This is a genomic window from Streptomyces sp. NBC_01750, assembly GCF_035918095.1.
Taxonomy (GTDB): Bacteria; Actinomycetota; Actinomycetes; order Streptomycetales; family Streptomycetaceae; genus Streptomyces.
Window position 1 is genome coordinate 271,558 of record NZ_CP109137.1, and the last position, 26,659, is coordinate 298,216.

General features: G+C 68.3%; 22 protein-coding genes and 4 pseudogenes. 16 read left to right on the top strand and 10 right to left on the bottom strand.

Going from position 1 to position 26,659, the window contains the following annotated elements; genetic code table 11:
* Positions 1-148 precede the first annotated feature (148 nt).
* Complete coding sequence (locus OG966_RS01120; RefSeq protein WP_326647411.1) at positions 149-940, top strand: tetratricopeptide repeat protein; 792 nt, start codon at positions 149-151, stop codon at positions 938-940.
* 24 nt (positions 941-964) lie between these two features.
* Entirely contained in the window at positions 965-1,411 is a 447-nt protein-coding gene (locus tag OG966_RS01125; RefSeq protein WP_326647413.1) for a GGDEF domain-containing protein, read from the top strand.
* 421 nt (positions 1,412-1,832) lie between these two features.
* Here the strand turns inward: OG966_RS01125 and OG966_RS01130 are convergent, their stop codons facing one another.
* Positions 1,833-2,429, bottom strand: coding sequence for an HD domain-containing protein (locus OG966_RS01130; RefSeq protein ID WP_326647415.1), 597 nt, complete (start codon positions 2,427-2,429; stop codon positions 1,833-1,835).
* A 290-nt stretch (positions 2,430-2,719) separates the two neighbouring features.
* Between OG966_RS01130 and OG966_RS01135 the strand changes: the two genes are divergently transcribed.
* From OG966_RS01135 to OG966_RS01160, 6 genes and pseudogenes are all read left to right on the top strand, one after another.
* The gene (locus OG966_RS01135) at positions 2,720-4,051 is read left to right on the top strand and encodes a cytochrome P450 (protein ID WP_326647416.1); all 1,332 of its coding nucleotides are present in this window, start codon (positions 2,720-2,722) and stop codon (positions 4,049-4,051) included.
* Positions 4,052-4,300: 249 nt separating this feature from the next.
* Positions 4,301-4,546, top strand: coding sequence for a hypothetical protein (locus OG966_RS01140; protein ID WP_326647417.1), 246 nt, complete (start codon positions 4,301-4,303; stop codon positions 4,544-4,546).
* A gap of 190 nt (positions 4,547-4,736) precedes the next feature.
* Positions 4,737-5,027, top strand: a pseudogene (locus tag OG966_RS01145) (site-specific integrase); the annotation flags it as partial.
* A 237-nt stretch (positions 5,028-5,264) separates the two neighbouring features.
* Positions 5,265-6,134 (top strand): hypothetical protein, encoded by an 870-nt coding sequence (locus tag OG966_RS01150; RefSeq protein ID WP_326647418.1) that lies wholly within the window; start codon positions 5,265-5,267, stop codon positions 6,132-6,134.
* Positions 6,131-6,895: a hypothetical protein gene (locus OG966_RS01155; RefSeq protein ID WP_326647419.1), complete on the top strand. Its 765-nt coding sequence runs from the start codon at positions 6,131-6,133 to the stop codon at positions 6,893-6,895. The genes OG966_RS01150 and OG966_RS01155 overlap by 4 nt, the downstream gene beginning before the upstream one ends.
* Positions 6,892-7,824 (top strand): hypothetical protein, encoded by a 933-nt coding sequence (locus OG966_RS01160; RefSeq protein ID WP_326647420.1) that lies wholly within the window; start codon positions 6,892-6,894, stop codon positions 7,822-7,824. Before OG966_RS01155 ends, OG966_RS01160 begins: the two co-directional genes overlap by 4 nt.
* A gap of 68 nt (positions 7,825-7,892) precedes the next feature.
* Here the strand turns inward: OG966_RS01160 and OG966_RS40640 are convergent, their stop codons facing one another.
* Complete coding sequence (locus OG966_RS40640; protein ID WP_442806648.1) at positions 7,893-8,411, bottom strand: PHP domain-containing protein; 519 nt, start codon at positions 8,409-8,411, stop codon at positions 7,893-7,895.
* A 157-nt stretch (positions 8,412-8,568) separates the two neighbouring features.
* Positions 8,569-8,757, bottom strand: coding sequence for a hypothetical protein (locus OG966_RS01170; RefSeq protein ID WP_326647421.1), 189 nt, complete (start codon positions 8,755-8,757; stop codon positions 8,569-8,571).
* A 172-nt stretch (positions 8,758-8,929) separates the two neighbouring features.
* Here OG966_RS01170 and OG966_RS01175 point away from each other — a divergent pair, with 172 nt between their 5' ends.
* Positions 8,930-10,141, top strand: a complete 1,212-nt coding sequence (locus OG966_RS01175) for a helix-turn-helix transcriptional regulator (protein ID WP_326647422.1) — start codon at positions 8,930-8,932, stop codon at positions 10,139-10,141.
* A gap of 3 nt (positions 10,142-10,144) precedes the next feature.
* On the opposite strand, the gene OG966_RS01180 is transcribed toward OG966_RS01175, so the two are convergent.
* Positions 10,145-10,381, bottom strand: coding sequence for a hypothetical protein (locus OG966_RS01180; protein ID WP_326647424.1), 237 nt, complete (start codon positions 10,379-10,381; stop codon positions 10,145-10,147).
* 72 nt (positions 10,382-10,453) lie between these two features.
* Between OG966_RS01180 and OG966_RS01185 the strand changes: the two are divergent.
* Positions 10,454-10,913 (top strand): annotated as a pseudogene (locus OG966_RS01185) (zinc-binding dehydrogenase); the annotation flags it as partial.
* A gap of 288 nt (positions 10,914-11,201) precedes the next feature.
* Positions 11,202-13,082, top strand: coding sequence for a propionyl-CoA synthetase (locus OG966_RS01190; RefSeq protein WP_326647425.1), 1,881 nt, complete (start codon positions 11,202-11,204; stop codon positions 13,080-13,082).
* A 228-nt stretch (positions 13,083-13,310) separates the two neighbouring features.
* Here OG966_RS01190 and OG966_RS01195 read toward each other — a convergent pair whose 3' ends face one another.
* Entirely contained in the window at positions 13,311-13,511 is a 201-nt protein-coding gene (locus tag OG966_RS01195) for a TauD/TfdA dioxygenase family protein (RefSeq protein ID WP_442806649.1), read from the bottom strand.
* A gap of 210 nt (positions 13,512-13,721) precedes the next feature.
* Between OG966_RS01195 and istA the strand changes: the two are divergent.
* Positions 13,722-15,369, top strand: a pseudogene (gene istA / locus OG966_RS01200) (IS21 family transposase).
* A complete protein-coding gene (gene istB, locus OG966_RS01205; protein WP_442806650.1) occupies positions 15,366-16,157 on the top strand; it encodes an IS21-like element helper ATPase IstB in 792 nt (263 codons plus the stop codon). Before istA ends, istB begins: the two are co-directional and overlap by 4 nt.
* 6 nt (positions 16,158-16,163) lie before the next feature.
* Here istB and OG966_RS01210 read toward each other — a convergent pair whose 3' ends face one another.
* From OG966_RS01210 to OG966_RS01220, 3 genes are all read right to left on the bottom strand, one after another.
* A complete protein-coding gene (locus OG966_RS01210; protein ID WP_326647426.1) occupies positions 16,164-16,646 on the bottom strand; it encodes a DUF5994 family protein in 483 nt (160 codons plus the stop codon).
* Positions 16,647-17,572: 926 nt separating this feature from the next.
* A complete protein-coding gene (locus tag OG966_RS01215; protein WP_326647427.1) occupies positions 17,573-17,746 on the bottom strand; it encodes a hypothetical protein in 174 nt (57 codons plus the stop codon).
* Between the two features lie 722 nt (positions 17,747-18,468).
* Positions 18,469-18,666 carry a hypothetical protein gene (locus OG966_RS01220; RefSeq protein WP_326647429.1) on the bottom strand — a complete coding sequence of 66 codons (198 nt, stop codon included), beginning with the start codon at positions 18,664-18,666 and terminating at the stop codon, positions 18,469-18,471.
* A 575-nt stretch (positions 18,667-19,241) separates the two neighbouring features.
* Between OG966_RS01220 and OG966_RS01225 the strand changes: the two genes are divergently transcribed.
* Positions 19,242-19,772 carry a hypothetical protein gene (locus OG966_RS01225; protein WP_326647430.1) on the top strand — a complete coding sequence of 177 codons (531 nt, stop codon included), beginning with the start codon at positions 19,242-19,244 and terminating at the stop codon, positions 19,770-19,772.
* Between the two features lie 280 nt (positions 19,773-20,052).
* On the opposite strand, the pseudogene OG966_RS01230 reads toward OG966_RS01225, so the two are convergent.
* Together OG966_RS01230 and OG966_RS01235 are read right to left on the bottom strand one after the other, a co-directional pair.
* Positions 20,053-20,304 (bottom strand): annotated as a pseudogene (locus tag OG966_RS01230) (ATP-binding protein); the annotation flags it as partial.
* Between the two features lie 12 nt (positions 20,305-20,316).
* Complete coding sequence (locus OG966_RS01235) at positions 20,317-20,745, bottom strand: hypothetical protein (protein ID WP_406733477.1); 429 nt, start codon at positions 20,743-20,745, stop codon at positions 20,317-20,319.
* 1,190 nt (positions 20,746-21,935) lie between these two features.
* On the opposite strand from OG966_RS01235, the gene OG966_RS01240 reads away from it, so the two are divergent.
* Together OG966_RS01240 and OG966_RS01245 are read left to right on the top strand one after the other, a co-directional pair.
* Positions 21,936-23,279 carry a hypothetical protein gene (locus OG966_RS01240; protein ID WP_326647432.1) on the top strand — a complete coding sequence of 448 codons (1,344 nt, stop codon included), beginning with the start codon at positions 21,936-21,938 and terminating at the stop codon, positions 23,277-23,279.
* A 678-nt stretch (positions 23,280-23,957) separates the two neighbouring features.
* Complete coding sequence (locus OG966_RS01245; protein ID WP_326655036.1) at positions 23,958-26,534, top strand: DUF6185 family protein; 2,577 nt, start codon at positions 23,958-23,960, stop codon at positions 26,532-26,534.
* Positions 26,535-26,659 lie beyond the last annotated feature (125 nt).

Below are 26,659 nucleotides of genomic sequence, written 5' to 3' on the forward strand. Positions count from 1 at the left end.
CGGCAACTGGCAGCTGTACGTGGTGGGGAACCTGCGGGACCTTGGAACCGCGGGGACGCCGACTGCCCTGGTTCACGTAACGTCGCGGCTTGTGATGTTCATACGATCGACGTCCGGCCGCTCGCGGCGCAGGTGGGCCGGGGGCGGGGTGCCCCGTTCGCAGGAGCTGGTCCTCGACCGCCTCCTAGACCTGTTCGAGGTGGGGGAGTACGAGGAGGCCGAGGCCGGGGCGAGAGCTCTTGCGGCCGCCCCAAGGCGTGTCTGGGGCCGGAGCCCGATAGTGGTGTGGCTGGCCAAGGCCATAGCCACGGCGGCGGCCGGCGCTCACGGGCGCGGGACGGAGGTGCTGGCCGAGCTGGAGACTTTGATCGCCGTGCTGGAGCGGACGGTTGGTGCCGAGCGGGCGCTGCTGCTGGTGGTCCGGGGGAACCGTGTGGCGGTCCTCGTCGGCCAGGGGCGGTATACGGAGGCGGAGGCCGAGGCGCAGGACATACTGCGCGCCGCGGCCCGTCTCGCGCACCTCACCGAGGTGTGGAGGGTCGAGCTGTCCTGCTTGAAAAGCCTGGCAAGTGCTTTGTGCGGGCAGGGCCGTTACGAAGAGGCGGAGGCCATCGCCCGTGGGAATCTGCCCCGCGCGGAGGGGCACACGGCTGCCGCCCTGCACTGTGTCCTGGTGCGCAGCCTGAACGGGCAGGGCCGTCACGAGGAGGCTTTGGCCGAAACACGTCGGCTCACGCCGCTTTGGGTCCGCTCCGGAAGCGGGGCTCTGGGCATGGCCACGGCCACAGCTTTGCACGGCCTGGGCCGCCGCGGCGAGGCGGAAGCCGCAGCCCGTCAGGCGTTGGCCGCCTGCGAGCAGTTCCTGCACCCGGCCCACCCCCGCATCCAGGATGCCCGCGCACTGCTGGCCCGCACTACCGCCGAGGGTCCGCTCTCTTGAGGAGGCATCACACGATCTCGGATGGTGACGGACCACACGCGTAGCAGCAACAGCCGCATCGCTGACGCCGCCGGCGACGCCGTGCTGACCGCGACCGCAAAGCGGCTCACCGCATGGGCGGGCAGCCTCGGCGTGGTCGACAAGCTCGGAGAAGACGAGTTCGCCGTCGTGGTCCGCATCGGCCGAAGTCGCCGCCAGGTGCGTCTGGCGCAGCTGGTCCGGATGCTTGCAGAACCGGTCAACGCTGATGGCGAGTCGGTCAATGTCGCCGCGTCCGTCGGCGCCGCCTCCCCCGATATCCTCGGCACCACCGACCTGTCGCTGCTCCAAAGGGCGGCCGACGCAGCACTGTACGACGGCAAGCACTTCGGCCATGCCGTGCTCGCCGCGGTCCGGCACAAGGCGGTGCCGTCAATCAACGGACGCCGGGCAGGGCGTCCGGGCACTCACTCCCTGGGGCGTGCCGCATGACCACTCACATCGAGGCCGATCCGCGAAATTCCCTTCCCCCGCAGCGACTCCCCCACCATGTGCGGGACCAGCCCCGCCTGGTTCGCCCACGAGCACGGCGACACTAGCGCCGACACCACTGGCCGCATCGAGCGAGCCATGGCCGCCTGCCAGGCCCTGCCCGTTCGCAACCGGTTGATTGCAGCACACCTGTAGAGGGGCCCCGACGCGGGCTACATGGACAGGATGGGCCACCGGACCCGACAGCCCCTCCCCGAACAGCACACGCCACGAACCCACCGAAAGCCTCGCGCCCGGTGCCAGCTCCATCACAACCGCGGAGCGGCTCGTACCGTCGTGCAGCACGGGCACGGAGCGCCCTGCCGCCACGCGCAGTTGGTGCTGCTGCGCCCTCGCATTCATTGGTGGGGCTTGGGGGTTCCTAGGCGAGTGCGTGCTGATGGGCGGCGGCCAGTGGGGTTAGGTCGGGGTCGCCGTATGTTGCGCGCAGCGCGTTGAAGGCGGCGACCTTGTCGTCGCCGAAGCGGCCGACAAAGGCGGCGTAGCCGGCGGCTGAGACGAACTTCGGCGGTGTGGTCTTGCTGTGGAACTTGTCCGCGTACATCACCAGCTTCTCCTCGTCTGTCACTGCCAGGTAATCGGCCGGAGGCAGCGGGAGGTCCTGGCGGACGACATCGTGTTCCGTGAGCCCGACTCCGGTGTGACAGGAGCAGAACCGGCGCAGTGTCTCTGGGAACCCCTCTTCTTCGAGGATCTCGTGACCGAGCAGCCCGTGTCGTACATAGTTCTTTTCGTCGAGGCGTCCGTACTCGTCGTAAAGGCGGTAGACGCCGATGTCGTGGAGAAGACAGCCTGCGCGCACCAACTCAGGATCAAGAATGCAGCCCGATCTGGCAATGAGTTGCTCAGCGATGCCCCACACGATCTCGCAGTGCGTGTAGACGAGGTCGAACGCCTCAACGGTCGGCGCATGCTTGTCATGCAAGGCACGGATTTCTTCCACAGTCGGAATCCTCATCCTGGGAGCCTAGTAACCGTCGCACCGAGCCACCTCCCGGGATCTGAAGATCACGCGAGCGCTTCGCTTCATGCGGTGGTCCCGCCACCAGGCCCTGCACACCTTCTCCAGGGTGTCGCTTGCGTCTGCCCGGACTTCATCCCGCCGGGCGGCTTGCCCTGTTCAGTGCCCTTGAAGTTCCCGAGTCCAGGACTCCAGGCGGGCTGTCACCGGGTGTGCCTGCTCCCGTACAGTCCGTGGTGCCAGTGCTCTGTTACGGCCAAGCACAGAGGTTGACCAGGAGAAGAATCATGGACCCCGAAGCCAGTCTCGGCTCCCTTTCGCACGTTCCCGTAACGGGGCGGCCGGTCCCCGAAGCCGAGCTTGGACTCGTGCAGCGGTGGCGTTCGGGGGGCGGTGAACTGGTCGAGCTGCTGTCCCAGGTGCGCGAGCGGTTCGGCAGCATCGCCGCGTTCCGCCTCGGGCCGGCCCCCACCGTTCTCGTCACCGACCCGCAGGCGGTCCAGCACATACTCGCCCGCCACCCGGAGCGGTACGTCAAGCGCTCCCACCGCGCCCGTCTGCTGATCGGCGACGGAGTCCTCGCCGCCACCGGTGCGGCGTGGAAGAGCCAACGCCGCTTGTTGCAGTCACAGTTCACCGGTACCGGGATGCGCCGCTACGAACAGCGGATCACTGAGGCTGCCCGGACCACCGCCGGGCGCTGGGGCGGGTACGCCCGTACCGGGCAAACCCTCGATGTCGGGCGGGAGATGCGCCGCTTCGCATTGGACGCCATCTGGCGCTCTCTTACCGGGCACCCCCTCGATGACGGGACCGAGCGCGATCTGGCCGCCGTGGCAGCCGTGACGGCCGCCCTTCCGACGCTGCCCGCTGATGTCACCGACGCCCAGAACGCCGTTGCCGCCGATCTCGCCCGGATCGATGCGGTCGCCCGGCATGCCATCGAGGCCGCCCGCGGCGGGGCGGTCGGCCCCGACGGTCCAGGCCTGCTGCACGTCCTGATCGACGCCGCCAACGAGCGCCCCGAGTACACCGACCGGCTGATCCGCGACGAGCTGGTCACCTTGCTCGTGGCTGGGCACGAGACCACCGCCACCACCCTGACCTGGCTCTACCTGCTCCTCGACCGGGACCCTGGCGCCCGCGAACAAGCTCTCGCCGCCGGCGACGAAGGTTCGGCGCAACGCCGCCAGGCCATCCAGGCTCTGGTCCACGAGACGCTCCGGCTCTACCCGTCCGCCTGGATCCTGCCCCGCCACGCCACCGAGGACGACACCCTCGCCGGTTACATCGTCGAGGCGGGCACCGACATCCTTATCTGCCCGTACCTCACGCACCGCGATCCTGAGCTGTGGCCGGACCCAGAGCACTTCGACCCTCGGCGCTTCACCGCCCCGGACGGCCGACCTGCCCACCCGGGCGCCTACTTCCCCTTCGGCATCGGTCCCCGCGCCTGCCTCGGTCTGCAATTCGCGCTCCGCGAATCGACGGTCCTGCTCGAACACCTGCTGCCAGTCCACACCCTGGCCTTCTCCTCCACCCCCACGAAGGCGGCGTACGGCATCACCGTCCGCCCCGACGGTCCCACCCCCGCGACCTTGGAACCGCCACGCACCTGAAGTTGGCCATGGCTGGAACGGCACGGAGAACGGGCAGCACATCCTCAGAAGGGATGGAAAGAGCCCAGCGAGAGGCCGCTACTACGCGTAGTCATTGTCAGTGGCCCACCGCTGACGACACATCAGTCGGCGGCGTCCATCCGCTCCAGCAGATCTCGCGCAGTGAGGCCACGCGCGAAGGTCTCAGACTTAACAGCGGAAGGTCCCGGCCATACATCCAATCGAGCGCAGCATGTCGACGATGCCGTCATGGAGGATTCCACGAACTCCCAGCCGTGGCGGGCGGCGGCTCACCTGGAGGAACTCCTGATGGCCACTGGCGTCCTCCCCGCGGTCGACAAGCAGATCTGCTCCTTCCAGCGTTGGTTCGCCGGTCATCTGGCCGGCATCGCCGACCCCGACCACGTCAGGCGACGTCCCTGTCGGCGCAGCAGGGAGGCGTCGCCAGGGAGATCCAGCGTCGCAGCCGGCTCACTCCGCAGCAGCAGAAAGTGAACAAGTGGGTCGCCAGCGGCTGCAGGCCATGGCCGCTCAGCGGCGACTCAACGACCTGCCGCTCCACGAATCCAGGGGCCACAGCAACAGCAGCGCGGCCCTGGTCGTTCGCTCTGACAGTCTCCGGTGCCCCCCATGCGGTCCGCGTGAGGGCACCGGAGACACCCTCGACACGATGGCCGACCCGGACTCCCCACGCGATATCTGCCCGGACACAGAGCCGGCCCGTCTCTCCTGGCAGGCCCGCGCGTTGCTGGACCAGCACACCGCTCCGCGCGCGGGCCGGGCACGGGGTGGGACCGGCATGAGTACCGTCACTCCGGGCTGACGCACCTCGGCGAGACCGGGGCGAGCCTGCTGATGCTGATGGCCAAGTCCCGGCAGAAGAAGCCGGAGAACGTCCGCCGCTACTTCAAGCCGTCGCCGGAGGCGATCGGCCGAGGTGACCAGCCTGCTCGCGCCCGGTGACCACAGCCGCTGAGACGGGCACCAAAGCCCTGGAGTCCGCTTGGCCGGACCCACGCAAGAAGCCGGCGCACAGGGCGACACGGCTGGACTCGTTCGGGGGCGTCGGTCCTGGCGGTCACCTTGATCACGAGCTTCTTCGCCCTATGCCGAACTGTAATGGTTGCCGCTACAACCAAGATCCCGGGATGTCCGTCAGTTGTATGAGCGCGGACAACGGATCCGTGACCTCCAGGTCTCTTGAGGAACTTTTTTGGAACTGCACGAAGCACAGCGTGAGCCGGAGGCGCCGCCGGCTCCAGAGCCCGCGGCACCGGAGTCGGCGGCCGCGAAGCCCGTCGTGTCGACGGCAATTGAGGACGCGTCGGCCGCCGATGGAGCCGCGCCGATACGGCCGTCTGCGCGCCACCGTGGGCGGACCGCGGTGCTCCTTGCCGTCGCCGCGGTGATCGGCGTCAGCGCTGGGACGGCCGTCGGCTACCAGGTCCAGGCCGACCGGCCGCCTACGCCGCTGCCCGCCCTGAACCAACCGGGACTTGCCTACCCGGCCGAGCCGTTGCCCGGGGACAAGGTCCCGGAGCCGCTCAGTGCCGCCGAGGACCGCGGAGTCAAGACGGACGGTGACCTGCGAAAGCTTCTGCTGGCCACGCCGAAGGCCGCACGCACCCTCGTGCCCTGGGGGGCGGTGGACGGCTGGCCGGACACCGCAGCGTACTCGCGGCAATTCGATCGCCCTGCCGGCGCTTTCGCGCACTTCACTGAAGAGGACCTGCGCCGAATCGCCGCGGTGGCCTGGATGCAGGGCGAAAACAAAGAGACGAACATCGGCCTCGTCCAGTTCCGGTCCGGCAAGGCCGCCATGGACCATGCCAAGGCTCAGCAGGGACACATGCTGGACGCCGGCTCCGCGGGGGATGACGGCGACCCGCTCAAGGGGAGCGGCAATGGCCGCTACTACCTCTACCCCGTCGAGCGGAAGGCCGGGTTCATGCCCCGGTACCGGGCCCAGGCCATCTTCCAACGCGGCGACATCATGGTCGACATCAACATCATCGACACCAAGCGGATCAGCAAGAACGAGATCCGCTCGCTGGCCGAGCGACAGCTGGAGCGTCTGTCTTGAGATCCGTACTGACCGGTGTGGTGCTGCCGGCCCTGCTCGTCCTGGGCTCGGTGGGCGGCGCCGCCGCGTACACCGCGGTCACCGTCGACGGCGCCGACCGCACCGTCCCCGCGACCCTGTGGGCCAAGCCTGCGAAGGAGCCGGCCAAGGACCCGGCCGTGGAGGCCTGGCGGGGGCGGGCCTCCACCCCGCTCAGCAAGCTGCTGCTGCCGGTCCCGGACGGCTACCGTCTCGGACCCGACGTGGACGAGTACGGCAATGACGCCGAGCTGAGCGCCAAGCAGGCAACCGCCCTGATGAAGGGGTGGGGCCGCGGTCTGTCCGGCAAGGAGCGCCGCGACTACGAGAGGCAGGTGAAAAAGCTGGGTCTCCAGGGCATCGCCATTCGCTCCTACGCCACGGAGGGCGGCGTGTACGAGAACGACGTCATCGTCACCATCCAAATCGTCCGGATGAGGAACAAGGCCCAGGTACGGAAGGCGTTCGGACTCCAGACGGGGCTGGGGGGTCTGTTGGACCTTCCGAAGGGGCCGAAGATCAAGGGCCACAGGAACTCGGCCTGTTTCCTCGCCCCGGAGGTGAAGGGCGACCGAGCCGGCGAGGACGAGAAGGAGATCGACCGGATGCAGTGCTTCGCGTATGACTCTGAACTGCTGGTGAGCATCGGCGCGGAGGGTGTGCCGCCGATCGACGAGGGTGCTGTCGCTGACCTCGTGCAGGAGCAGTTGGACCACATCGCCTCGCCGGGAGAGTACGTATGACCGAGCAGATCACGCAGGCGGACCAGCCGGTGAAGGCCAAGGAGCTCCCAGAGACGGCGCAGCCTGTCGAGGCCGAGCAGCCTGCGGAGTGCGAGCCGAACGCCGAACCCGAGCCGACCGTGGAGGCTGAGACGGCACAGCCCGCCGCCCCCGGTAAGCCACCGCTGAACCGTCGCGTCCTGCGGGTCGTCGCGCCCTGGACCGCAGCCGTGATCGTCTGCGCCGGGCTCGGCGCCGGTACGGCGTTCGGGATCACCTCCATGGAGCGGTCGGACGTGCCCGGCCTCGCCACCGAGAGCGACGGTCGCTGGGACTACCCGCGCCTCTCGCTGCCTGCCCTTCCCAAGGGGAGCCCGCGCCCTTTCACCTTCGGCAACCGGCATGAGATCCACCACGCCGACCTGAGGAAACTTCTGCTGCCCGCGCCGGCCGGCGCCACCGTCGACAAAAAGCTGACCGGTGACTGGGTAAGCAGCGCCCAGTACCTCTCCGAGTACGGGGATCTCCGCCACGCCGACATCCAGCAGGCCCTGGACGACTGCGCGGTTCGGCAGATCGCGGCCCGTGGCTGGACCATGCCCGACGGCACCGCCTCGCGTGTCTATCTCCTCCGGTTCGACTCGGCCGGCATGGCGCAAGCGTTCAAGGACATGGAGATCGGAGTCGGGCTGTCGCCCGACGCGACGCTGAAGACCGCGCCGGGCGAGGTCGGGATCGACGAGGAGTGGGAGATGGCCACCCGGGCCGACGGGCAGTCATTGGTGTCCCTCTACACCGAGGCGAAGCCCTTCGGGCCCGAACACACCCGGCAGGCGTACATCCAGGCAGGTGACACGCTCGCCTTGATCATCCACGCCAGAAAGGGCGAGGTCGCCCCAACTGTCCCCTTCCACCAGACAGTCGTCCTGCAGAACCAGCTGTTGAGTTGACCTCGCTGAGCGGGCCTGGCCACCGCCAATCAAGCTCAGGTCCGGCCCGTTCTGCCGTCACGGCGCGTCTATATCTTGAGCCCTGTCCACGGTCTGCAGACGCGACAGGCGGTCGGAGGGTGCTCAGGGATGCAGTGCGGGCCGGGCGGGGTGTGGGCGCCGCCGCGGGCGGGTGTGCGTCGACTCCGGGTACGGACGGGGGCGATCGGCGCGACGGCCAGAGCTACGCCGAAGACCGGACGCACCCCGTGCTCGATCGCGGCCTTGGCGAAGCGCACGGCGCCGGTGACGGTATCCCGGTCGGTGAGCGCCAGCGTGCTCAAGCCGCCTTCGGCCGCCCGCTGAACCAGATCGAGCGGGTGCGAGGCGCCGTATGGCGGGCCGTCGTGGTCACCAACACGGAGGCGGGTCGGACGGGGTGCCCCGGCTGAGGCTTCTGCTGCTGTTCGGCTGCCCACGTGTCGACGCCGACCCGGACCGCAAGGAGGCTCAACACCACGCTTCCTACAGCCTGGCCCGCGGAACGGGGTTGTGACACAGCTTCCGAGGGAAGAAGGGTGACCGCTGTCTACGACAACCAGCTGCATCGTGGCCGATGTCAGCAGGAGTGACGTGTGCTCCGCAGACGCGGAATCGTCAGGACAGTGGGCCGTTTGCAGCGAGCCGCGGTCTCGGGCACGACGGTGAGCGACAGCTACGGTTCATTCGGCCGGATGGAGCTGGTCACCCGCAACCAACCGTGCTTCATCGTCGCTCCAGGAAGCCCGCGACGGCCAGCAACAACAGGACGGCGCCCGAGAAGACGCCAGCACCAGTGAGCACAGCGTGAGCAGGGTTTGCCCCACCGAGCCATGACAGCGCACCGCCGACCACGCCGATGACAACGGCGAGTTGCAGCATCAATGCAAGCCAGATGAGCCGGATCCCATGCATTTCCCCAGTCCTTTCCTCGAACCGACATCGCCTTACAGGGCGAGCTACCAGGAAAGGGCGGTGGCACCGAGTGTTCAACGGAATGAAGACGGGTCCGGTCTCATCCGTTTGACGACGCCCGCCGTGGGACAGTGTGGGACAGGATGCATACGGCGTCGGACACGGTGGGAAGGTGTGGGAGTTGACTCCACTGTCGCCAGAGGACGGCAGCAGTCAGGTAGATCTGCACCCGGACCCGGATGCGGTCACCAGCGTATCGGAGCTCGGTTACCAATTGCGCTTGTTGCGCCTTTCGGCCGGCGCGCCCACCTTGCGCCTGATGGCGACCTCAGCCGCTCAACGTGGCGTTTCCCTTCCCCGCAGCACCATTGGCAACGCCGTTTCCGGTCGACACCTGCCCAGCCTCGACACTGTCCTGACGTTCGCATCGGTATGCGGATGCCCTACGGATGAGTTGAGCCGCTGGCGAGCCGCCTGGCAACGCGCGTACGCCAGGCGTTACATGCGACACGTGGACCCTTCGCCGGTGGCCACACCACCTGCCATGCCAGAGGGCGATGACAGGGCAGTTGATGCTCTCCTTGCCGCGCAGATTTCTGCCCTGCCCCTGGCCCAGTCCGTCCAGCGACTAACAGCAATGGATCCGCACCAGGCTGCCCTGATCCTCACTGGACTGGGGGCAAGACCGGCTTCTACTCGTCTGGCGTTGATGCAGGAAGAGCGCACCAGAATGATTCTGGTGATGATGCCGCCGCCAGTTGCTGCGGAGTGCATGGAGCACATGGACGATGACAGGGTTCTGCTGCTGCTGTCGGACATGGCCGAGGATGCTGCGGCTGCTCGCATAGCCGGACTGGCCCAACCTACCGTCGCCCGTCTCCTTACCCGCATGGGCGTCCAGAAGGCCGCCACGATCGTGCAGTTCATGCGCGGGGGCGCGGTTCGACTGCCCGACCAACTCAGCGACGATTTCACGCTACGGCTGCTGCAAGCCATGGAGGTTGAGATAGCGGCCCGAGTACCGGTAGGAGGGGACCGACTTCAACGACTTTTGAACTCTGCCGATGCCCGATGGGCCGTCGACGTACTCGACGCGATGGCGCCGGGTCGGACGTTCGTGCACTTTGAACGTATGCCCGAAAAGCGGCGTAACGAACTGTTCTGCATGATCAAACCGGAACATCTCGGCGAAATCATCGTACTGATCGAGCCCGAGGAACCCCGTTATTGGTACTGGCTGGCAGGGATCGGCGAAGAGAGGGTAACCGAGGCACTGGACGCAATGGATCCCACCCATGCCGCCCGGGCACTCGAGGTCGCCCGATACAGATGGCCTACGCTTCCCGGCCCGCCGGGTCACGAAAGCCGTACCTCAACTGCATGAGCATCACCCTGGGGGTGGGACGGTGTGGCTGGCGTATCCGGTCGGCCACTTCCCGCTCGCGAGGTCGGTGTGGTGCTCGGTGGTTATCTCCCAGGTGGCGAGCGGGAGATCGACCGAACCGGGCGGCGGGTGGATCCGCGTGTTGTGGCCGATGCGGACCAGGTCGACGGCCAGGCGCACGCGGTAGTCGGCCGCGCTGTCGGCCTTGAGCTGCTCGTCCAGGGCGGCGGCCCACCGCATCAGCGGCCGCTTCTCGCTGGCCTGCGGCCCGTACGGCCAAGGGTGTTGGAGTACCCCGCTGTCCGCGTTGGCGCCCCCGCGCGGGTGATCGCCCTGGACGTGGCACCGGCCAAGCTCGAGCTGGTCTCTCGAGGTCGGGGCCCACGAGGCCGTGGTCTCCGACGCCTCGGCCGCCGCCAAGGTCCGCGAACTCACCGCCGGGCTGGGTGCCGAGGCCGTCTTCGACTTCGTCGGCGCCCCGCCCCCCGTTGCCACCGCGGGCGCGTGCGTGGCGATCGAGGGCGAGATCAGCCTTGTCGGCATCGGCGGCGGAGCCCTGCCGGTCGGCTTCGGCCTGCTACCGCACGAGGTGTCCGTCAGCGCGCCGTACTGGGGGTCGCGCTCAGAGCTGATCGAGGTACTCAACCTGGCGCGGGCCGGAGCGGTCCAGGCGCACGTGGAGACGTACCCGATCGATGAAGCACCCCTGGTCTACGAGCGGCTGCACAAGGGCCGGATCAACGGACGCGCTGTCATCCTGCCCCACGGCTGAACCGATGGCGCGCGGCGGCCCTGTGACCGGCTGCCCGGAACTCCATGCGGGGTTGCCGCGTGTGGTGGCGGGGCGCTGCGTGTCACCCGGCGGAGCGGCCCCCGGTCGCGCCCGGCTGCACAGGACGCGCCACGGGACCGAAGACCGTGCGGTCACGGCGTCGGGCAGCTAGAACCGGCTTCAAGGACCGAAACCGGCATCGATGTCCGGCGCCGGCGGGATCATGGAACGCGAACTGCGTCCGCGCTCCCCGTGCAGCGGCGGGGCTGAGATCAGAGGAGTACGACAGTGGGAACCTACAGGGAGAGCCGTCACCGGAGCCTTACCGATCCAGAAGGCTTCTGGTTGGAGGCGGCGCGGCTGGTCGACTGGACGGTGCCGCCGTCGCGTGCCCTCGACAACAGTGGCGCGCCGTTCTACCGCTGGTTCCCGGACGGCGAGTTGAACACCTGCGCCAACGCACTGGACCGGCATGTTGCGAACGGAGCCGGCGAGCGCACGGCACTGATCTGGGACTCGGCGATGGTCCCGGGGAAGCGGTCGTTCAGCTACCGCGAGCTGCGTGACGAGGTGGCACGTCTCGCCGGTGCCCTGACCGGACTGGGTGTCGGCAGGGGCGACCGGGTCGTCATCTACATGCCGATGGTCCCCGAGGCCGTGATGGCGATGCTGGCCTGCGCCCGGATCGGCGCAGTGCACTCGGTGGTGTTCGGCGGGTTCGCGCCCAAGGAGCTCGCCACCCGGATCGAGGACGCCCGTCCCAAGCTGGTCGTCGCCGCCTCCTGCGGGCTGGAGCCCAACCGCGTGGTGGCCTACCAGCCGATCCTGGACGAGGCACTTGCGCTCAGTTCCCACCGGCCCGAGCACACCCTTATGCTCCAGCGCGAGACCCTCAGGGCCGATCTGGGCGCCGGCTATGTGGACTGGGCCGACGTCGTGCCCGGTGCGCAGCCCGTGGAGCCGGTCACGGTCGCGGCCACCGATCCGCTCTACATCCTCTACACCTCCGGCACGACCGGCCGCCCCAAGGGCGTGCTGCGCAGCGCGGGCGGGCACGCGGTCGCGCTCGCCTGGTCGATGGGTGCTATCTACGACATCCACGCCGGCGACGTCTTCTGGACCGTCTCGGATGTCGGCTGGGTCGTCGGCCACAGCTACATCGTCTATGGCCCGCTGCTGGTCGGCGCCACGATTGTGGTCTACGAGGGCAAGCCCGTCGGTACCCCTGACGCGGGCGCCTTCTGGCGAGTGGTCCAGGAGTACGGCGTGCAGGCGATTTTCACCGCGCCGACCGCGATCCGGGCGATCAAGAAGGCCGATCCGGCCGGCGCGGAGCTCGCCAAGTACGACACCACCTCCCTGACCTCGCTGTTCCTCGCCGGCGAACGTCTCGACCCGGAGACCTACCACTGGGCCTCGCAGGCTCTCGGCGTCCCGGTCACCGATCACTGGTGGCAGACCGAGACCGGCTGGGCGATCGCGGCGAACCCGCGTGGCCTGGAGGCGATGCCCGTCAAGCCGGGCTCGGCCACAGTGCCCGTCCCCGGCTGGGACGTGCAGATCCTGGACGACGACGGACGACCGCTGCTGCCCGGCCGGGAGGGCGAGATCGCGATCCGGCTGCCGCTGCCCCCGGGCGCGCTCCAGTCGTTGTGGGACGACGACGACCGGTTCGTGGAGTCCTACCTCAGCCGGTTCCCCGGCTACTACCACACCGGCGACTCCGGCTACTTCGACGACGACGGCTACCTCTTCGTCATGGGCCGTACCGACGACGTGATCAATGTCGCCGGACACCGCCTGTCGACCGGTGCCATCGAGGCCGCCCTGGCCACCCATCCAGCGGTCGCCGAATGCGCCGTGATCGGCATCCCCGACAACCTTAAGGGACAGGTGCCTTACGGACTCGTCGTTCTCAAGTCCGGCGCGGACCCGGACCCAGAGCAGCTGCGCACCGAACTCGTGGCGGCCGTCCGGCGCGACGTCGGCCCCGTCGCGGCCTTCCGCGACGTTGCGGTAGTCCCGGCACTGCCGAAGACCCGCTCCGGCAAGGTCCTCCGCAAGACAATGCGCGGCATCGCCGACGGCCGGGACGAGCCGGTGCCCGCGACCATCGAGGACGCCTCCGTGCTCGACGCACTGCTCCCCGTCCTGCGCAACCGCCCTTGAGACGACGCGGCGGACAGAAAGAACCGAGGTCCGGCGTCAAGCGCGAGCTGCGTGCCTCGGTGCAGAGCGGCTGACCGCGTTGGCACAGCTCACCTCGACCGTGCTGCCGAGGCCGACACCGGGACATCCACTCATAGGGCGCCGGGGACCCTCCGTCCCCGGCGCCATGCCTCCTGGCCTCGGGGCCCGAGCCCCGTTCTGGGAGAGGCCATTCCGGCCAGGGTCCTGTCAAGCAGCCGTGAACCAGCCGTTCCCGGCGATGGCGACCCGTTCCATCACCCAGCGGTTGGGGTAGTAGTCGTTGATCGCGTAGTGCTGTACGGCCCAGTTGTCCCAGATCGCCATCGATCCGGGCTCCCAACGGAAGCGGACCTGGTACTCGGGAGTGCGCGCCTGGTACCGCAGGTAGGCCAGTAGCTCGGACGTCAAGACCGCCGATGAGCTTCCTCAAGTCCTCCGGGAGATTGTCGTAGGCGGCCGCCATACACACCCACATTGGCTATGTACGTGGCTTGGGGAGTCGTTTCGAAGTGACTGTGGGAGTCACCATCTGACCGAGTTTGCGATGTCGGTTTGTTTTGACGTCAGTTGGAGGCTTGCGGTGGGACGGTGAAGTGTGCTCATCCCGCTGGGGGCCTCATGGGGAACTCGCAGTCGAAGGTCGATCTGTACGCCGCGATCCGTCAGGATCACCGGCTGGGTATGTCGCTGCGGGCGCTGCAGCGCAGGCACAACGTGACGTGGAGAACGGTTCGGCGGGCGTTGGATGGTCAATGGCCGGAGCCGCGCAAGAGGCAGCGGCGCAAGGAATCCAGGCTCGATCCGTACAAGCCCTTGGTCGACGGGATGCTGCGGGCCGACCTGGATGCGCCAGCCAAACAGCGGCACACCGCTCAGCGGATCTTCGACCGGCTGGTCGAGGGACACGAGGCGGATGACATCTCGTATCCGATGGTCCGTGTCTATGTGAAGGAGCGTCGCAAGGAGATCCGCCGGCAGGCAGGGGTGGGGCCGGAGGCGATGTTCGTCCCGCAGACGCATCTGCCGGGGGCGGAAGCGGAAGTCGACTTCGGGGACGTGCACATCGTGCTGGCCGGGGTGCCGACCCGGGTCTATCTGTTCTCGCTGCGGCTGTCGTATTCGGGCAAGGCAGTGCACCGGGTGTTCGCCTCCTGCGGTCAGGAAGCCTTCTTCGAGGTGCACGTGCACGCCTTCCGTGTGCTGGGCGGGATCCCGCGGGGCCGGATCCGTTATGACAACCTGCGGGCCGCGGTCGAGCGGGTCCTGGGCTTCTCCCGGGCCCGGGTGGAGACGGACCGCTGGACGGCGTTCCGTTCCCACTGGGGCATCGATGCGTTCTAGCCGCCCGGGTATCGAGGGCGCTCACGAGAAGGGCGGGGTCGAGGGGCAGATCGGCTACTTCCGCCGAAACCACTTCGTCCCCGTTCCCGAGGTCACCTCGCTGGCCGAGCTGAACGAGCTGGTCGATGGGTGGGACCTGGCCGACGAGGGCCGTCGGCTGCGCTCGCGCACCCGCACGGTCGGCGAGTACTTCGCTCAGGAACAGCCGCTGCTGCGGCCGCTGCCGCGCGAGGTGTTCGAGACCGGCCGGTGGTTCACTCCTCGCGTCAACCGCTTCGGGCAGGTCACCGTTCGCAGCAACGCCTACTCCGTCCCGGTGCGGTTCATCGGCCGCCAGCTGCGGGTCCTGCTGCACGCCAACGACCTGGTCGTCTATGACGGCCGCACCGAAGTGGCCCGCCACGAACGTCTCAGTGGTCGCGGCGGCTCCCGCCTGGTCCTGGACCACTACCTCGAAGCCCTGCTCCGCAAGCCCGGGGCCTTCCCGGGCTCGACGCCGTTGGAACAGGCCCGCTCAGCAGGCCGCTTCACCCCGGTCCACGACAAGTGGTGGGCCGCCGCCCGCGCCGCCCACGGCGAGGCCGCCGGCACCCGCGCACTGATCGAGGTGCTGCTACTGGCCCGGCACATGGAACACGAACACGTCGTTGCGGGACTGGCCGCCGCCCACCGGGCTAGCGCCCTGACTGCGGACGCCGTTGCACTCGAAGCCCGCAAGGTCGCCGAAGGCGACACCGGCGAGGCACCGGCACGGGCCCGCTCCGCACAGTGCACCGAGGGCCCGACGGCCACGGTCACCTTCCTGTCCGACTGGAAGCTGTCCCATCTTCCGCCCGACACCCGGCCGCTGCCGTCGGTGGCCCAATACGACCAGCTCCTGCACCGCCAAGGCCGCACGGCCGGGCGTGAGAAAGAGGGATCATGAACCCACGCAAACGCGGACTGACCGAGGAAGCCGCCACCGCGTCCATCGACCAGGCATGCCGCATGCTCCGGCTGCCGTCCATCCGCCAGCAGTTCCCCGATCTCGCCGACGGCGCCGCCCGCGATCAGATGTCGTATCGGGCCTTCCTCGCAGAACTGCTGATGGCCGAGTGCGACGACCGGGCCCGGCGCCGTTCCGAGCGCCGGATCAAGGCCGCTTCCTTTCCCCGGGACAAGAGCCTGCGGGCTTTCGACTTCGAGGCCAACCCCAACGTGGACCCCGCCACGATCAACACGCTGGCCACCTGCGAATGGGTCAAGAAGGGCGAGCCGCTCTGCCTGATCGGGGACTCCGGCACCGGCAAGTCCCACCTGCTGATCGCGCTGAGCACCGAGGCGGCGATGAACGGCTACCGGGTCCGCTATGTGCTGGCCACCAAGCTCGTCAACGAGCTGGTCGAGGCGGCCGACGACAAGCAGTTGTCGAAGACCATCGCCCGCTACGGCCGCGTTGATCTTTTATGCATCGATGAGCTCGGCTACATGGAGCTGGACCGTCGCGGCGCGGAGTTGCTGTTTCAGGTTCTGACCGAGCGGGAGGAGAAGAACAGCGTCGCGATCGCTTCCAACGAGTCGTTTTCCGGATGGACCAAGACGTTCACCGACCCCAGGCTTTGCGCGGCCATCGTCGACCGGCTGACCTTCAACGGCGCCATCATCCAGACCGGCACCGAGTCCTACCGCCTCGCCCATACCAAGGCCCAGGCGGAACGAGCCGAGGCCCGCTGAACGGGCTCAGCCAGCGCGAACCTCCGGCACTGTGAACCGTGTCTTCGCGATCGCCAGCAGTTCGGTGGCGGTGTTGCTGCCATCGACCGGAGCGGGGGTGTTCATCAGCCAGGCGGCAGTGTCGGCCTCCGTTGCGGGAGGAATGACGAGCAAGGTGCGAGACCCCTCGCGATAGGAGCAGAGCAAGATCTCGTTCTGCTCGTGACCGGACACGAACCACCCCGCGGTCACGAGGTTCTCGCCCACGGCGACTTGGTGCGGGACATCGGGCCACAGCTCGATCCCCACAGTGACCCTGGTAAAGCTGCCTGCCCCCTCCATCGCTTCCACCAAAAGGGGTAGTTCGTCGATGAGATTGTGGGAGTGCGGCCACCAGGCACCGTCGAGTCCACCCGGGAGGGCTTCGTACGGCGCCAGCGAAAGCCGGACCTGCGGTGGTGAGGAGGGGCGCATCGCGGTGGTCGCGGAATGATCGGCAGTCGGTTCCATGACGTGAACCTGCCTCCAGGCGCGGTCTCACCGGCCTGGCATTGTCGTTCACCGAGAACGGCGCCAGCACGGCCACCGGCGCACGCAATGCCCTCGGTAACTGCACCCTACTGCCCACGGGACTCGCCACTGCCTGGCTTGCCCGGCACAAAACAGGTACGCGACCACCCTGCACCGATCAGGGAACCACGGGCGCTGGAATGTCCCTGATCAGGGCCTGTGAGCGCCTGACCAGGGACACACAGACGCCTGTCTCCCCAAAGAAGGCTCTGCCGCCCCGGGGCCGTGTCCGAGGCGTCCAACGGGTCGGGTGCTTCTGAGAGCGTCCCGAGCTCCTGCGGAGCACCGCTGGGGTCTATGTCATGGATACGCCCTCGGCCCTCTCCCCGTGAGGGCCGACAGGGCACACCCCGGCCCTGACCGGCCTGTTGCGCTATCCCCTACTCGGGTCGGCCAGTCCACAGGGGCGCGGGCGGCGAAGAGCAGCACGGTCTCCAGGGAAACCGGCCCGTGAGGCCGGCAGAGAGCCAGAATGCCCACCGTGTTGGGAAGCCTCGACTCCGCGAGTGACATCAAAACTCGCTGACATTGATCACATCCATCTCGCCACAACGACTCCCGAAGTCACCGTGAAACGACTCCCACAGGGACTGACACAGCCACCCACATGGTGTCCCCGGAGACATCAGGTACTTCGACGGCTCGCAGCGCCGAACCGCGCGCCGGCTCTGCCAGGAAGGAGTGGGTCCGAGTGCCAGTGGTTCTCCATACCGGCAACGGAAGCATCCTTGGCAAGGCGGGAGCTGGTGGTGATGTCACCGGTCGGGAAAAGGGGGGTGGCCTCGGGCTCCTCCCAGATCCTGGCGACATCGAGGTGCTGGTCGGGAGTGACGTCCTGGCCGCGGAAGAACAGAACCTTCCACTCGCTACGCGCGCGCCTCGGTTCTCTGTTCGCCGTCGAGGGGGACCACGAGGTCGAGGCCCTGGATCTCCGCACCGATGAGCGTCGTCTGCGGGCGCACCGCGAAACGCTTGTACGGTCGGCCGGTACCAGTACGGTCGAGACGGCGGGCGCCGCCACGACGATAGGTCAGTTCCATGTGACATCCCTGGCGATCGAAGGACGAGACGCCTTGCTGCGCCGCAGGCCATGCCCAGCGACGCCGGCGTATGGGGAACGTACGGCGCTGCGGCCGGCGGTGAGAAGCAACGATTTCCTGTGAGAGCGACAAAAAGGGGTTGTGGACGTGAGCACGGCGCACGCTCCCTGCCCCGACACCAGGGTCTTCCGGAGCTCCTCGTAGAACGGGGCCATCTCCGAAGCATGATGGGGGCCTCGGGGTGGGTGCGGAAGGTCCGCTCAACGGCTTTGGCGAGCTCGTCGACGGCCTTGCAGACGGCGTTCAGCCGGCCGAGTAAGGCCTTGGCCTGGATGCCCATGGCTTCCTCGACCGCGGGCCGCTGGCGGGCCACGGGCTGGCGGAACAGCGTGTGGAGTCGTTCGGCGTCTTCGGTGACGCCGCGCTTGCGGCCCGCGTTGGTCATCTCTAGCCGGAGCTTCCACGTCGGCACTTGGGCCGTCGGCCACCCTCGCGGCAGCCGCCTGAAAATCCCTAGCTGCCGTTCGCCTGCCCGTGCATCGGCGCCCAACCGAACGGCAAGCCAGCTACGACCTCGCTTCATGACGCTGTGACCTGCCGAAAGAGGATGTGACATAGCTTCTAACCGCCGGCCGGTGTAAGTCACCACCGCGCGCCACCGGGGCCCTCCCTCGGCCGGACGCAGGCCCCCCTCTCGCAACGCGCCCGAAGATTGGCCGCGGTCAGCGTTCCAGTTGCTCTTGCCTCGCCAGTCGGGCGCCCCGCCAGTGGCCCAGAACCCCCAACACCCCGCACACGATGCCCAGCCATCGCCACGTTCCCTCGACGAGCGGATTCGCTATGCCGACAACAACGAACGCCACGAAGAAACCGCAGCCCAGGATGTTGCCCCAGAGCTTCAGCACTGGATTCATTCCCACGTCCCACGTCCCCCTGGCTCAACGCGATGCCGAAGATCACGACGCATTAAAGCAACACCGCGCTCGTTCCGGCAGACCGGGCCTGGGATCAAAGAACACATACTGAGGAGAAGCACAAACCAAGACCCCACGCCGAAAGACGCTGCTCAGCAGGGGGCTGCAGGGCAGCAGAGAGGACAGCGCCCAGGCGAGGTAAGGACCCGCTGGCTTCGAACGAGTTTTCTGGCCCCAGGGGAACGAGTCTTCTGGCCCCGGTTAGCGATCTTCGGGGCCCGCTGTGAACGAGTCGATTGGCTCCACCAGCCGTGAGAGCCGAGCGAGGCCCTCTTTCTGGCCGCGGTGTCAGTAGGCAGATGCCTGGTGTTGCAGGGTTGGCCTGCGAGCCGGGGCGAAGACCGGCGCTAAGCCTTCGTCGGCCCTGGCGGGCCGTTGACGGAGTGTGAACTGGACCGGTCAGATGGGATCCTCGTGATCAGCCACGCCCAGGAAGCGTGGAGCAGACGATCGCCTTAGCCCGTAACGTCCAGTCCAGGACCGCTGGCGAAGGTGACACACAGCCGTGAGGGAGACGTGACGTGGCTGTCCCATGGGGGCTCTTGATATCCACCGCCGGTGGCGTTGCCGCCACCATCGTGGGTGTCATCGCAGGCGGCATCGTCGGGCGCCGCAGCCAGAACCGGCAGTGGCTTCAGGAGTCGAGGACGACCGCCTACGAGAAGTTCCTGCAGGCATTCGGCACCGTGGAGATGGAGCTCCGCCATGCGTTCCTCGACAAGCGCCGGCCTGCCGTCGTATGGGAACCGTTCAACGCCGCGCTGCAATCGATGTGCCTGGTGGCAAGCCGGGAAGCCATCACGGCAGCCGAGCAGCTCTGCGACATCATCGAGGAGTTCACCATCCTCTTCCACGGTCGTCAGCCGACAGACCTCGAAGAACTCCGGCCGATCCACAGCGGGTTGCACGAGGCGCACTTGAAGTTCGTCAACGCGGCTCGCCGCTCGCTCGATACGTCGCAGGAACACCTTGCCCGGACACTGGGCGGCCCGTCCGCGTGGCACGGGGTCGAATCCTTCTATGCCCGAGGTGATGGACCCGGTGGGGAGTGAATAGCAGAAGCTTGAGCATGGGCGCCGAAAGGCGCCGCCGGCGGCTTGGTCCGGTTTCCGGATCAGTCGGGGTCTGGCTGCGCCGCCGCGCGAAGGGGTAGTCGGGAATCCGAGAGCCCTGAGGCTGTTCACGCAGGCCCAGCTGCGTGGTGGTCAACTCGCGGTCTGCTGCTGTTCGGCGCGGACGCGGGTGCGCGCGAGCCGGTAGGAGCCGCTGCCAGTCTCGATGATGTTGCCGCCGAAGGTGAGGCGGTCGACGATGGCCGCGCAGAGCCGGGGTGCGCAGTGCTTTTTCGCGGGGGAAGCCTGCGGCTTTGATCCGGCGCTCGGAACGACGGCGGTTGCGGTCGTCGCATTCGGCCATCAACAACTCGGCCAGGAACCCGCGGTAGGTCATCTGGTCGCGGGCCGCGGCGTCGGCGAGCTCGGAGAACTGGCTGCGCATCGTGGGCAGCCGCAGGTTGCGGCAAGCCGCGTCGATGGCGGCGTCGGCAGCCGGTTCGGTCAGGCCGCGGTGACGGGTGACGCTCATGGCGGGACTCCTTCAGCTGGTGGGAGGCCCAGCCGATGGCCGGGCGTGACGCAGGAGTTGGTCGTAGGCGGCCACTGACGGCAGCGGCCGCGCGTCCGGCGGCAGTGCGGCCAGTCGGCGCGCTGTCAGCGAGACCACCGGAGAGGCGATCCAGCCGAGTGCCGTGTCCGGGCCGGCCTGGCTCGGGGTCTCGTGTTCGGCGGCCCGGCGTGCTTCCAGGGCGACCGCGTCCGAGGTCAGGGCCCCGGCCCGCAGGGCGGCGGCGATCCCGGCGACGACGTGGTCGTGGCTCATGTGCCGGTGCAGCAGCAGGACTTCGATCAGTGCGCGGGTGCCGGCCGCGTCGCCGTGCGCGTGGCTGGTGGCTTCCCACCAGGCGTCGTGCACCGGGGTGAACTTCCCCGCGGCCCGGGCCTGGTCCAGTGCGGTGGCCCCGATCAAGCCGCACGGGCCACAGGACTCGTTCGGGTGGGGCCAGAGAAGTCATTCACAGCCAGACCGCCGCCGAGGGGGCGCCGCGCGCCTGGCTGTGGCGCTTCGTCGACAACGGGAGGTTCACCGGGATGCGGCTCACCAGTGCCCGACGAAGGCCTGGCCCGCCGTACGAGGTGGCTGTCGAAAGCGTGCGCGGCAGCGGCGGAGCCGGCGTTGAAAGGCATAGCCAGGCATGGCCGGTATCGACATGGCCTCGCCCGGTGTGGGGTAAGCGGCGCCTTCTGAGGCCGGGCGCCGTGCTCATCCGGTTGCGCGGATTTCTGCCGTTGTGACTTGATCTTCGAGGCGTCGTTCGAAGCTTCTCTCTGGCAACGGCACCTGAATGGAGAAGCGTTGGGGCTGGGAGCATTGTGCGGGTTCCCGTCGTGACCCTGGCGTGGGAGCGATAGAGGGGGAATAGAGGGACATTCGATTTCGGCGGACGGTGGTCGATGGGGCGGCTGTGCTGGCGCTGGCGGCGGTGAGCGCCTGACAGGGCAGCAGCTCCCCCGGCGGGGACGGTGAAAAGGCACCCGGTACCGGTGCCAACAAGTCGCAGAAATCGGGCCTGCCCAGTGCTGGCACTATGGCGGACATCGAGACGATCGTCGCCGGGCGTACCACGTGTACAGACCTGCACCTGGAGCCTGAGAAACCCGAGGAGGAGTCGGTGGGCTCGGAGTGGGGCGTCCGGCACCGCAGGTCAGCATGTCCCAGGCGCGTTGGCCACAGGCAGACCTGCAGCGATCAGCGCAGTTCAAGACGCTGCCTGCACACCAACTCGATTACCCAGATTCTTTCCGGGACCGGTGGTCAGGGACCTCATCAGACCTGTGCGTATCTCAGAACTCACGTCGTTCGCACCGTCCTGACCGGGATCCGCTGATGACTCCCCGGCCGCAACGACATCACGACCACCCCAACCGCCGACACCGCTCCCGCTCCCGCTCCCAACCAGGCAAGCACCCATCGGCACAGTCGTCAGCACCCCGCCAACATCACCAACGCAGTCTCCGCATTGTGTCTAAACACGGTTGCAGTACCGTGGCAGCCGTGCCTTGGGCGCACACGCACGCGCAGGGTGAATCCGACGCAGCGGAAGGCAGTCCCTCGGCGAGCCGCTGCCCCAACGAGACAAGGTGACCCCGGACTTGGCCATGAGAGCAGGAACGGATCCGGAGTCCGATCACGGGCCGGGGACCGCGGCAGCCGGGGGCACCACCGCGCCTTCACCGTCACCAGCTCGCGGATACCTGCGCTGGCTGCGTCGCGTGGTCGCGGTCGTGGTCAGCCTCTGCGCCGTCATGAGTGCGGTGCGGCTGGTCGCGCCCGCCACCACGGGAACGACGGGGGAGCCGCCCGGGGTCCTGCGGCAGCTGGCCTTCCTCCGGGCACAGTTGAACAGTCAGGCCGGTGACGAGGCACAACGGCAATTCCCGGAGGGGTACTTCTTCCTGCACGCGCTGTACGGCCTGAGCTGGGTCGAGATCGGGTTGCGCGATCCGGCCGGCGAGCAGGCCAAGGCGCTGCGGGAGGCACGCTGGGCGTTGCACCAGCTCGACTCGCCAGCCGGCCGCGCCCCGTTCAGCCCCAACCTCGTCCCACCGTACGGAGTCTTCTACCGCGGCTGGAGCAACTGGCTACGCGGCGGCGTACTGAGCCTGCAGCCCGCCGGGCAACGCCAGCGCAGTGAACTGCGGCGATTCGTCAACGATTCCGCCGCCCTCGGCTCGGCATTCGATGCCTCACCGTCGCCCTACCTGCCCGCCTACGCCGGGCAGGCATGGCCGGTCGACTCCACCGTGGCGATGGCGTCCCTGCGGCTGCACGACACACTGCTGCCGCCCCGGTTCGACAAAACTGTCCAGCGCTGGCTACGGGGCGTACGGCAGCGCCTCGACGCGCAAACCGGACTGCTCCCGCACCAGGTCGACGCCTCCACCGGTGAACCGTTGGAGGTGGCCAGGGGCAGCTCACAGAGCATCATCCAGCGCTTCCTCCCCGAGGTGGATCCCGCCTTCGCCGACGACCAGTACCGGCGCTTCCGCGGCCAGTACGTGACCTGGCCACTCGGCCTCGGGCCAGCCGTGCGGGAGTACCCCGACGGCATGGACGGCCCGGCCGACATCGACTCCGGCCCACTCCCCCTCGGCGTGAGCCTGTCGGCGAGCGTGGTCACCATCGGCGCGGCCCAGGTTCACCACGACGCCCCGCTCGCTGCGGCACTGGCCAACTACTCCGAACTCGTGGGCCTGCCGGTCGACACCCCGTGGACCAAACGCTATGCCGCCGGCCTGCTCCCCATCGGCGACGCGTTCCTGGCGTGGTCGAAGACGGCACGTCCCTGGGTGCCGCGCGCCGCTTCGCCACCGCCGACGACTGTCTCGTCATCGTGGCCCATACCGCTGCTGTCGCTGCTGGCCGTCCTCGGTGCCGCGCCGTGGTTGCCCGCCCTGCTGCGGCAACGCCCCCACCGCCGCGCCAATCCCCGGGGCCTGTAGACGCCGTCAAGCGTGCCGTCTCAATGGGTGCCGGTGGACGCGCTCAAGGATCACCGGGCCGGTTCGGCGATTGCTGCCGGTGTAGAGGGCGGGTGGCCGTGGCGAGGACACGGTACAGAGGAGTGGGAGTTTGGCGCGGCCGAACATCTGGCATGTAGGCCGTCGCCGACTCCCGCGGCTCACTCCGTGCAAACCGATGCACGCATCGGCCGTGCAACTCGCTCAGATGCCGTCCAGGTCCTGTCATCGCCAAGGTTCCGACCCAGAACCAGACTGACTACCCGCCTGGCAACCAGTCACGCCGAAGACGGCTGCAGTACTGGGGTCCTTCTTCAAACGGATCTCGCCCAGATGAGGAACGACGCCAAGCTGACCGCTGCTACGTAGGAGGTGGCGGTCTTGTCTTATCTGGTCGCGATGGAGGGGAAGCGCTTGAGGGCGTTGAAGCACCTCTCGCCGGGGTTGCGTCGGCGGTGCTTCTCGCGGTCGAAGCCGGGCGTATCGGATGCGAGGCACGTGCTGAATGTCAGGGACGAATCACACGGTTCCGAGGCGGCGCGGGGACCGTGGGCTGTATATGTCTCTGGTTGCGTGCGGGCCGCCGCCTGGGCTCCTGCAGGGGCGTTGGAGGCGGCGGGCGAGTGGGCCGACGTCTGAGGGGGCTGGCCGATGGGGCGAATGCGGCTGTGGTTACGGGTGGCTCTCGTACTGTTGGGGATATCCCTCGGAGGTGCGCTGGCCCCAGCGCACGCAGCGCCAGCCGATACTGATGAGTGCGCCGCGGCCGGCCTGAGGACGGCACGGGTCATCGCACGCGTGACGTTCACTCACGACGGCGAGAACTACACGCGGGCCGACAGCCGTTTCACGGTTCGGGCGCCCGCCACCTGGAAGTGGGCACCCGATCTGCTGCTGAACGGAGACACCGAGCGCTACCGGACGGCCATGCGGTGCCTGCTCCGCGAGCCGGACACGTCGCTCTACCGCTACAACGAGCAGCAGACGCATCCGCCGGAGGTCAGCGCAGAGGCGCGCTGGATCACGGTTGAGCAGCGGACTGCGACCGTCGTTTACACCCAGGGAGACCGGGACTTCGGCCCCTGGCGGCTGGCCGTGGGTAAACGGCTGTGGACCGTGGAGCTCCAGGTACCCACGGCGCTGCGGTCCGCCCAATGGGAGCGGGTCGAGGCTCGGCTGGGCGGTCGGGCCGCCCGGCTCGTGTCCCCACCGCCAACTGAGGGCTCCGCCACCCAATTGGTCTGGTTACGGGGAAAGCCCGGGAGCGCACCGCCCGAGGTTCGGATCAGGCTCCAGCCGCCGGCAGTGAAGGCTCTGACAACGCGCTGGAGCGACCCGCCGTGGACGTTCCTTTCGCAGCTTGGCTGGGTGACCTGGGACGCCGTGTTCTTCGTGGCCCTGGTGGCCGTGTTGCTACGCTTTCGGCAACCAGCAGTTCCGCCGCACCTGTTGGCCTCGCTGCCCCCGACGGCAGGCCCGGCGGAGAAGGCAGCGCTACGCGGTCTGTGGCTCCTGGCACTGCTGCTGGTGGTGCTGGTGCCCGTGCAGTGGGCCAACGTCCTGAACGTGGGCGAGCACGAAACCGCCATTCAGCTGAGCGTGTCGACTCTGGGAGGGCTCGCGCTGTGTGCCTTCGGACGGCCCCGCCGACTCGCCGTCGGCGCAGTTGCGATGGCCACGGTGGGCATCACTGCGGTCCTCGTCCTCCCCGGCCTGTTCGGGCTGCAGGTTTCGGACCTGGAGGGCCTCCAGCGTTTCACTGCCCGCGGGGGTATGTACTGGTCCGGAGCCGCCTGCGCCTGCACGGTCTTCATCTGGCTCGTGGGGGTGGCCGCCTCCGGAGTCAGGCTGTGGCGTTCCCCGTTCCGGCCGTCAGCCGCACCGGTCTCCCTCGGCCACTTCCCCCTGCCCCTCCTCGGCGTCCTGGCTCTCCTCGCCGCCGCGCTGCCCGCCGCCGGGGCCTGGGCGGGGCACATCACATGGGAACGGGCGAGCTGGCTCAGCGCCCGCACCACAGACGTGGCATATGGGGAACGGCACCTGGACTCGGTCTTCAATTACGTGAACTTCTTCGCCGCCTACTGGCCCGAATGGGTCTGCGACACGGTGTGGAAGTGGGGCGCGGGCCTGGCGATCCTGGCCGTGCTGCGGGCACGGATGTCGGGGACCGGAGCATCCGGCATTGTTCCGTCCCCACCGGAACGGACAGCCCTCGTGCTGTTCTACATCGTCATCGTAATGCCGTTCATTGGGTGGTACGCGGGGGTTCAGCTGCCAGTCCTGACGCTGACTGCCGGCTGGCTGGCGCTGTGCGGGCTGCTGGCCCTCGGTCGGCGCCGCGCGGTACTGGAGCGCAAGCTGCCACCGGGAGTGGGGTCGGGAGCGCCGCTGCACGAGGCGGTGCGGGAGTCCGACCGGCAGCATCTGATGCAGGCGGCCCGGCGCCACCGAGACCTGCACGCCCAGCTGCGCCGCCTCGAGCAGGGCCAGCAAAACGGCGAACGCCGACAACTGGAACGCGCACTGGACAGACTGCAGCGATGGCGTCCCCCGCAGCCTGCCACGCCCCACCAACGCGTGCGGATGCCAGACGGGGTGGGTCCGGTAGAACTCGCGCTGGCCTGGGGCCCCGGAACCACCTGGTGGGAGAACGGCTGCCGCGCGTCCCGGTACGCCGCCGGGCTCGCGGTACCCGCCACAGCGGTGACGACCTGGGCGAACAACATCCGGGGACCACTCTGGAGCGAGACGTACGCGCAGCCCTATGGCGTCGCCAACCTCGTCACCTCTACGGCGGCCTCGGTGATCGTCTGGGCGGGCGCCGGATTCATCCTGGGCGCACTCTGGAGACAGCTCCCCGGGCGGCGCGGCCCCGCGCGAGCGTTCGGGCTCTGGACCGTCTATACCGTCCCCTGGCTGGTGGACTCCATAGGCGTCGCCGCGCTCGGTCAGTCACACGGCACGCGGGCACTGGACCTGGCGCTCACCCTGCTGATCCTGACGCTGACCGGGATTGCCATGGACATCGACACCTTCCGACGCGAGCGTCACTACTGGCCCACCCGAGCCGGGCTGCTGCTATCCCTCTACCAACTGCGGACCGCATCCGTGCACATCGCGTTCTTCGTGGCACAGCTCGTCGCGCTGGTGACGATCTGGCAGCAACTGAAGGGCAACACCCCCACGGTGGTCCTGGAGACGCCACGGCCACCGGGCGGGCACGGGTCGACACCATAGTCCTTCCTGATCTCACAGTTGAGGGTCATGGGCCGTTCACATCACCGATGTGGTCCGTCCTGAGGTCCTCACCTTCACCCCTCCCCCGCGTCCAGCCCCATTCCCAACGGCAGCCTGTGGCTGAC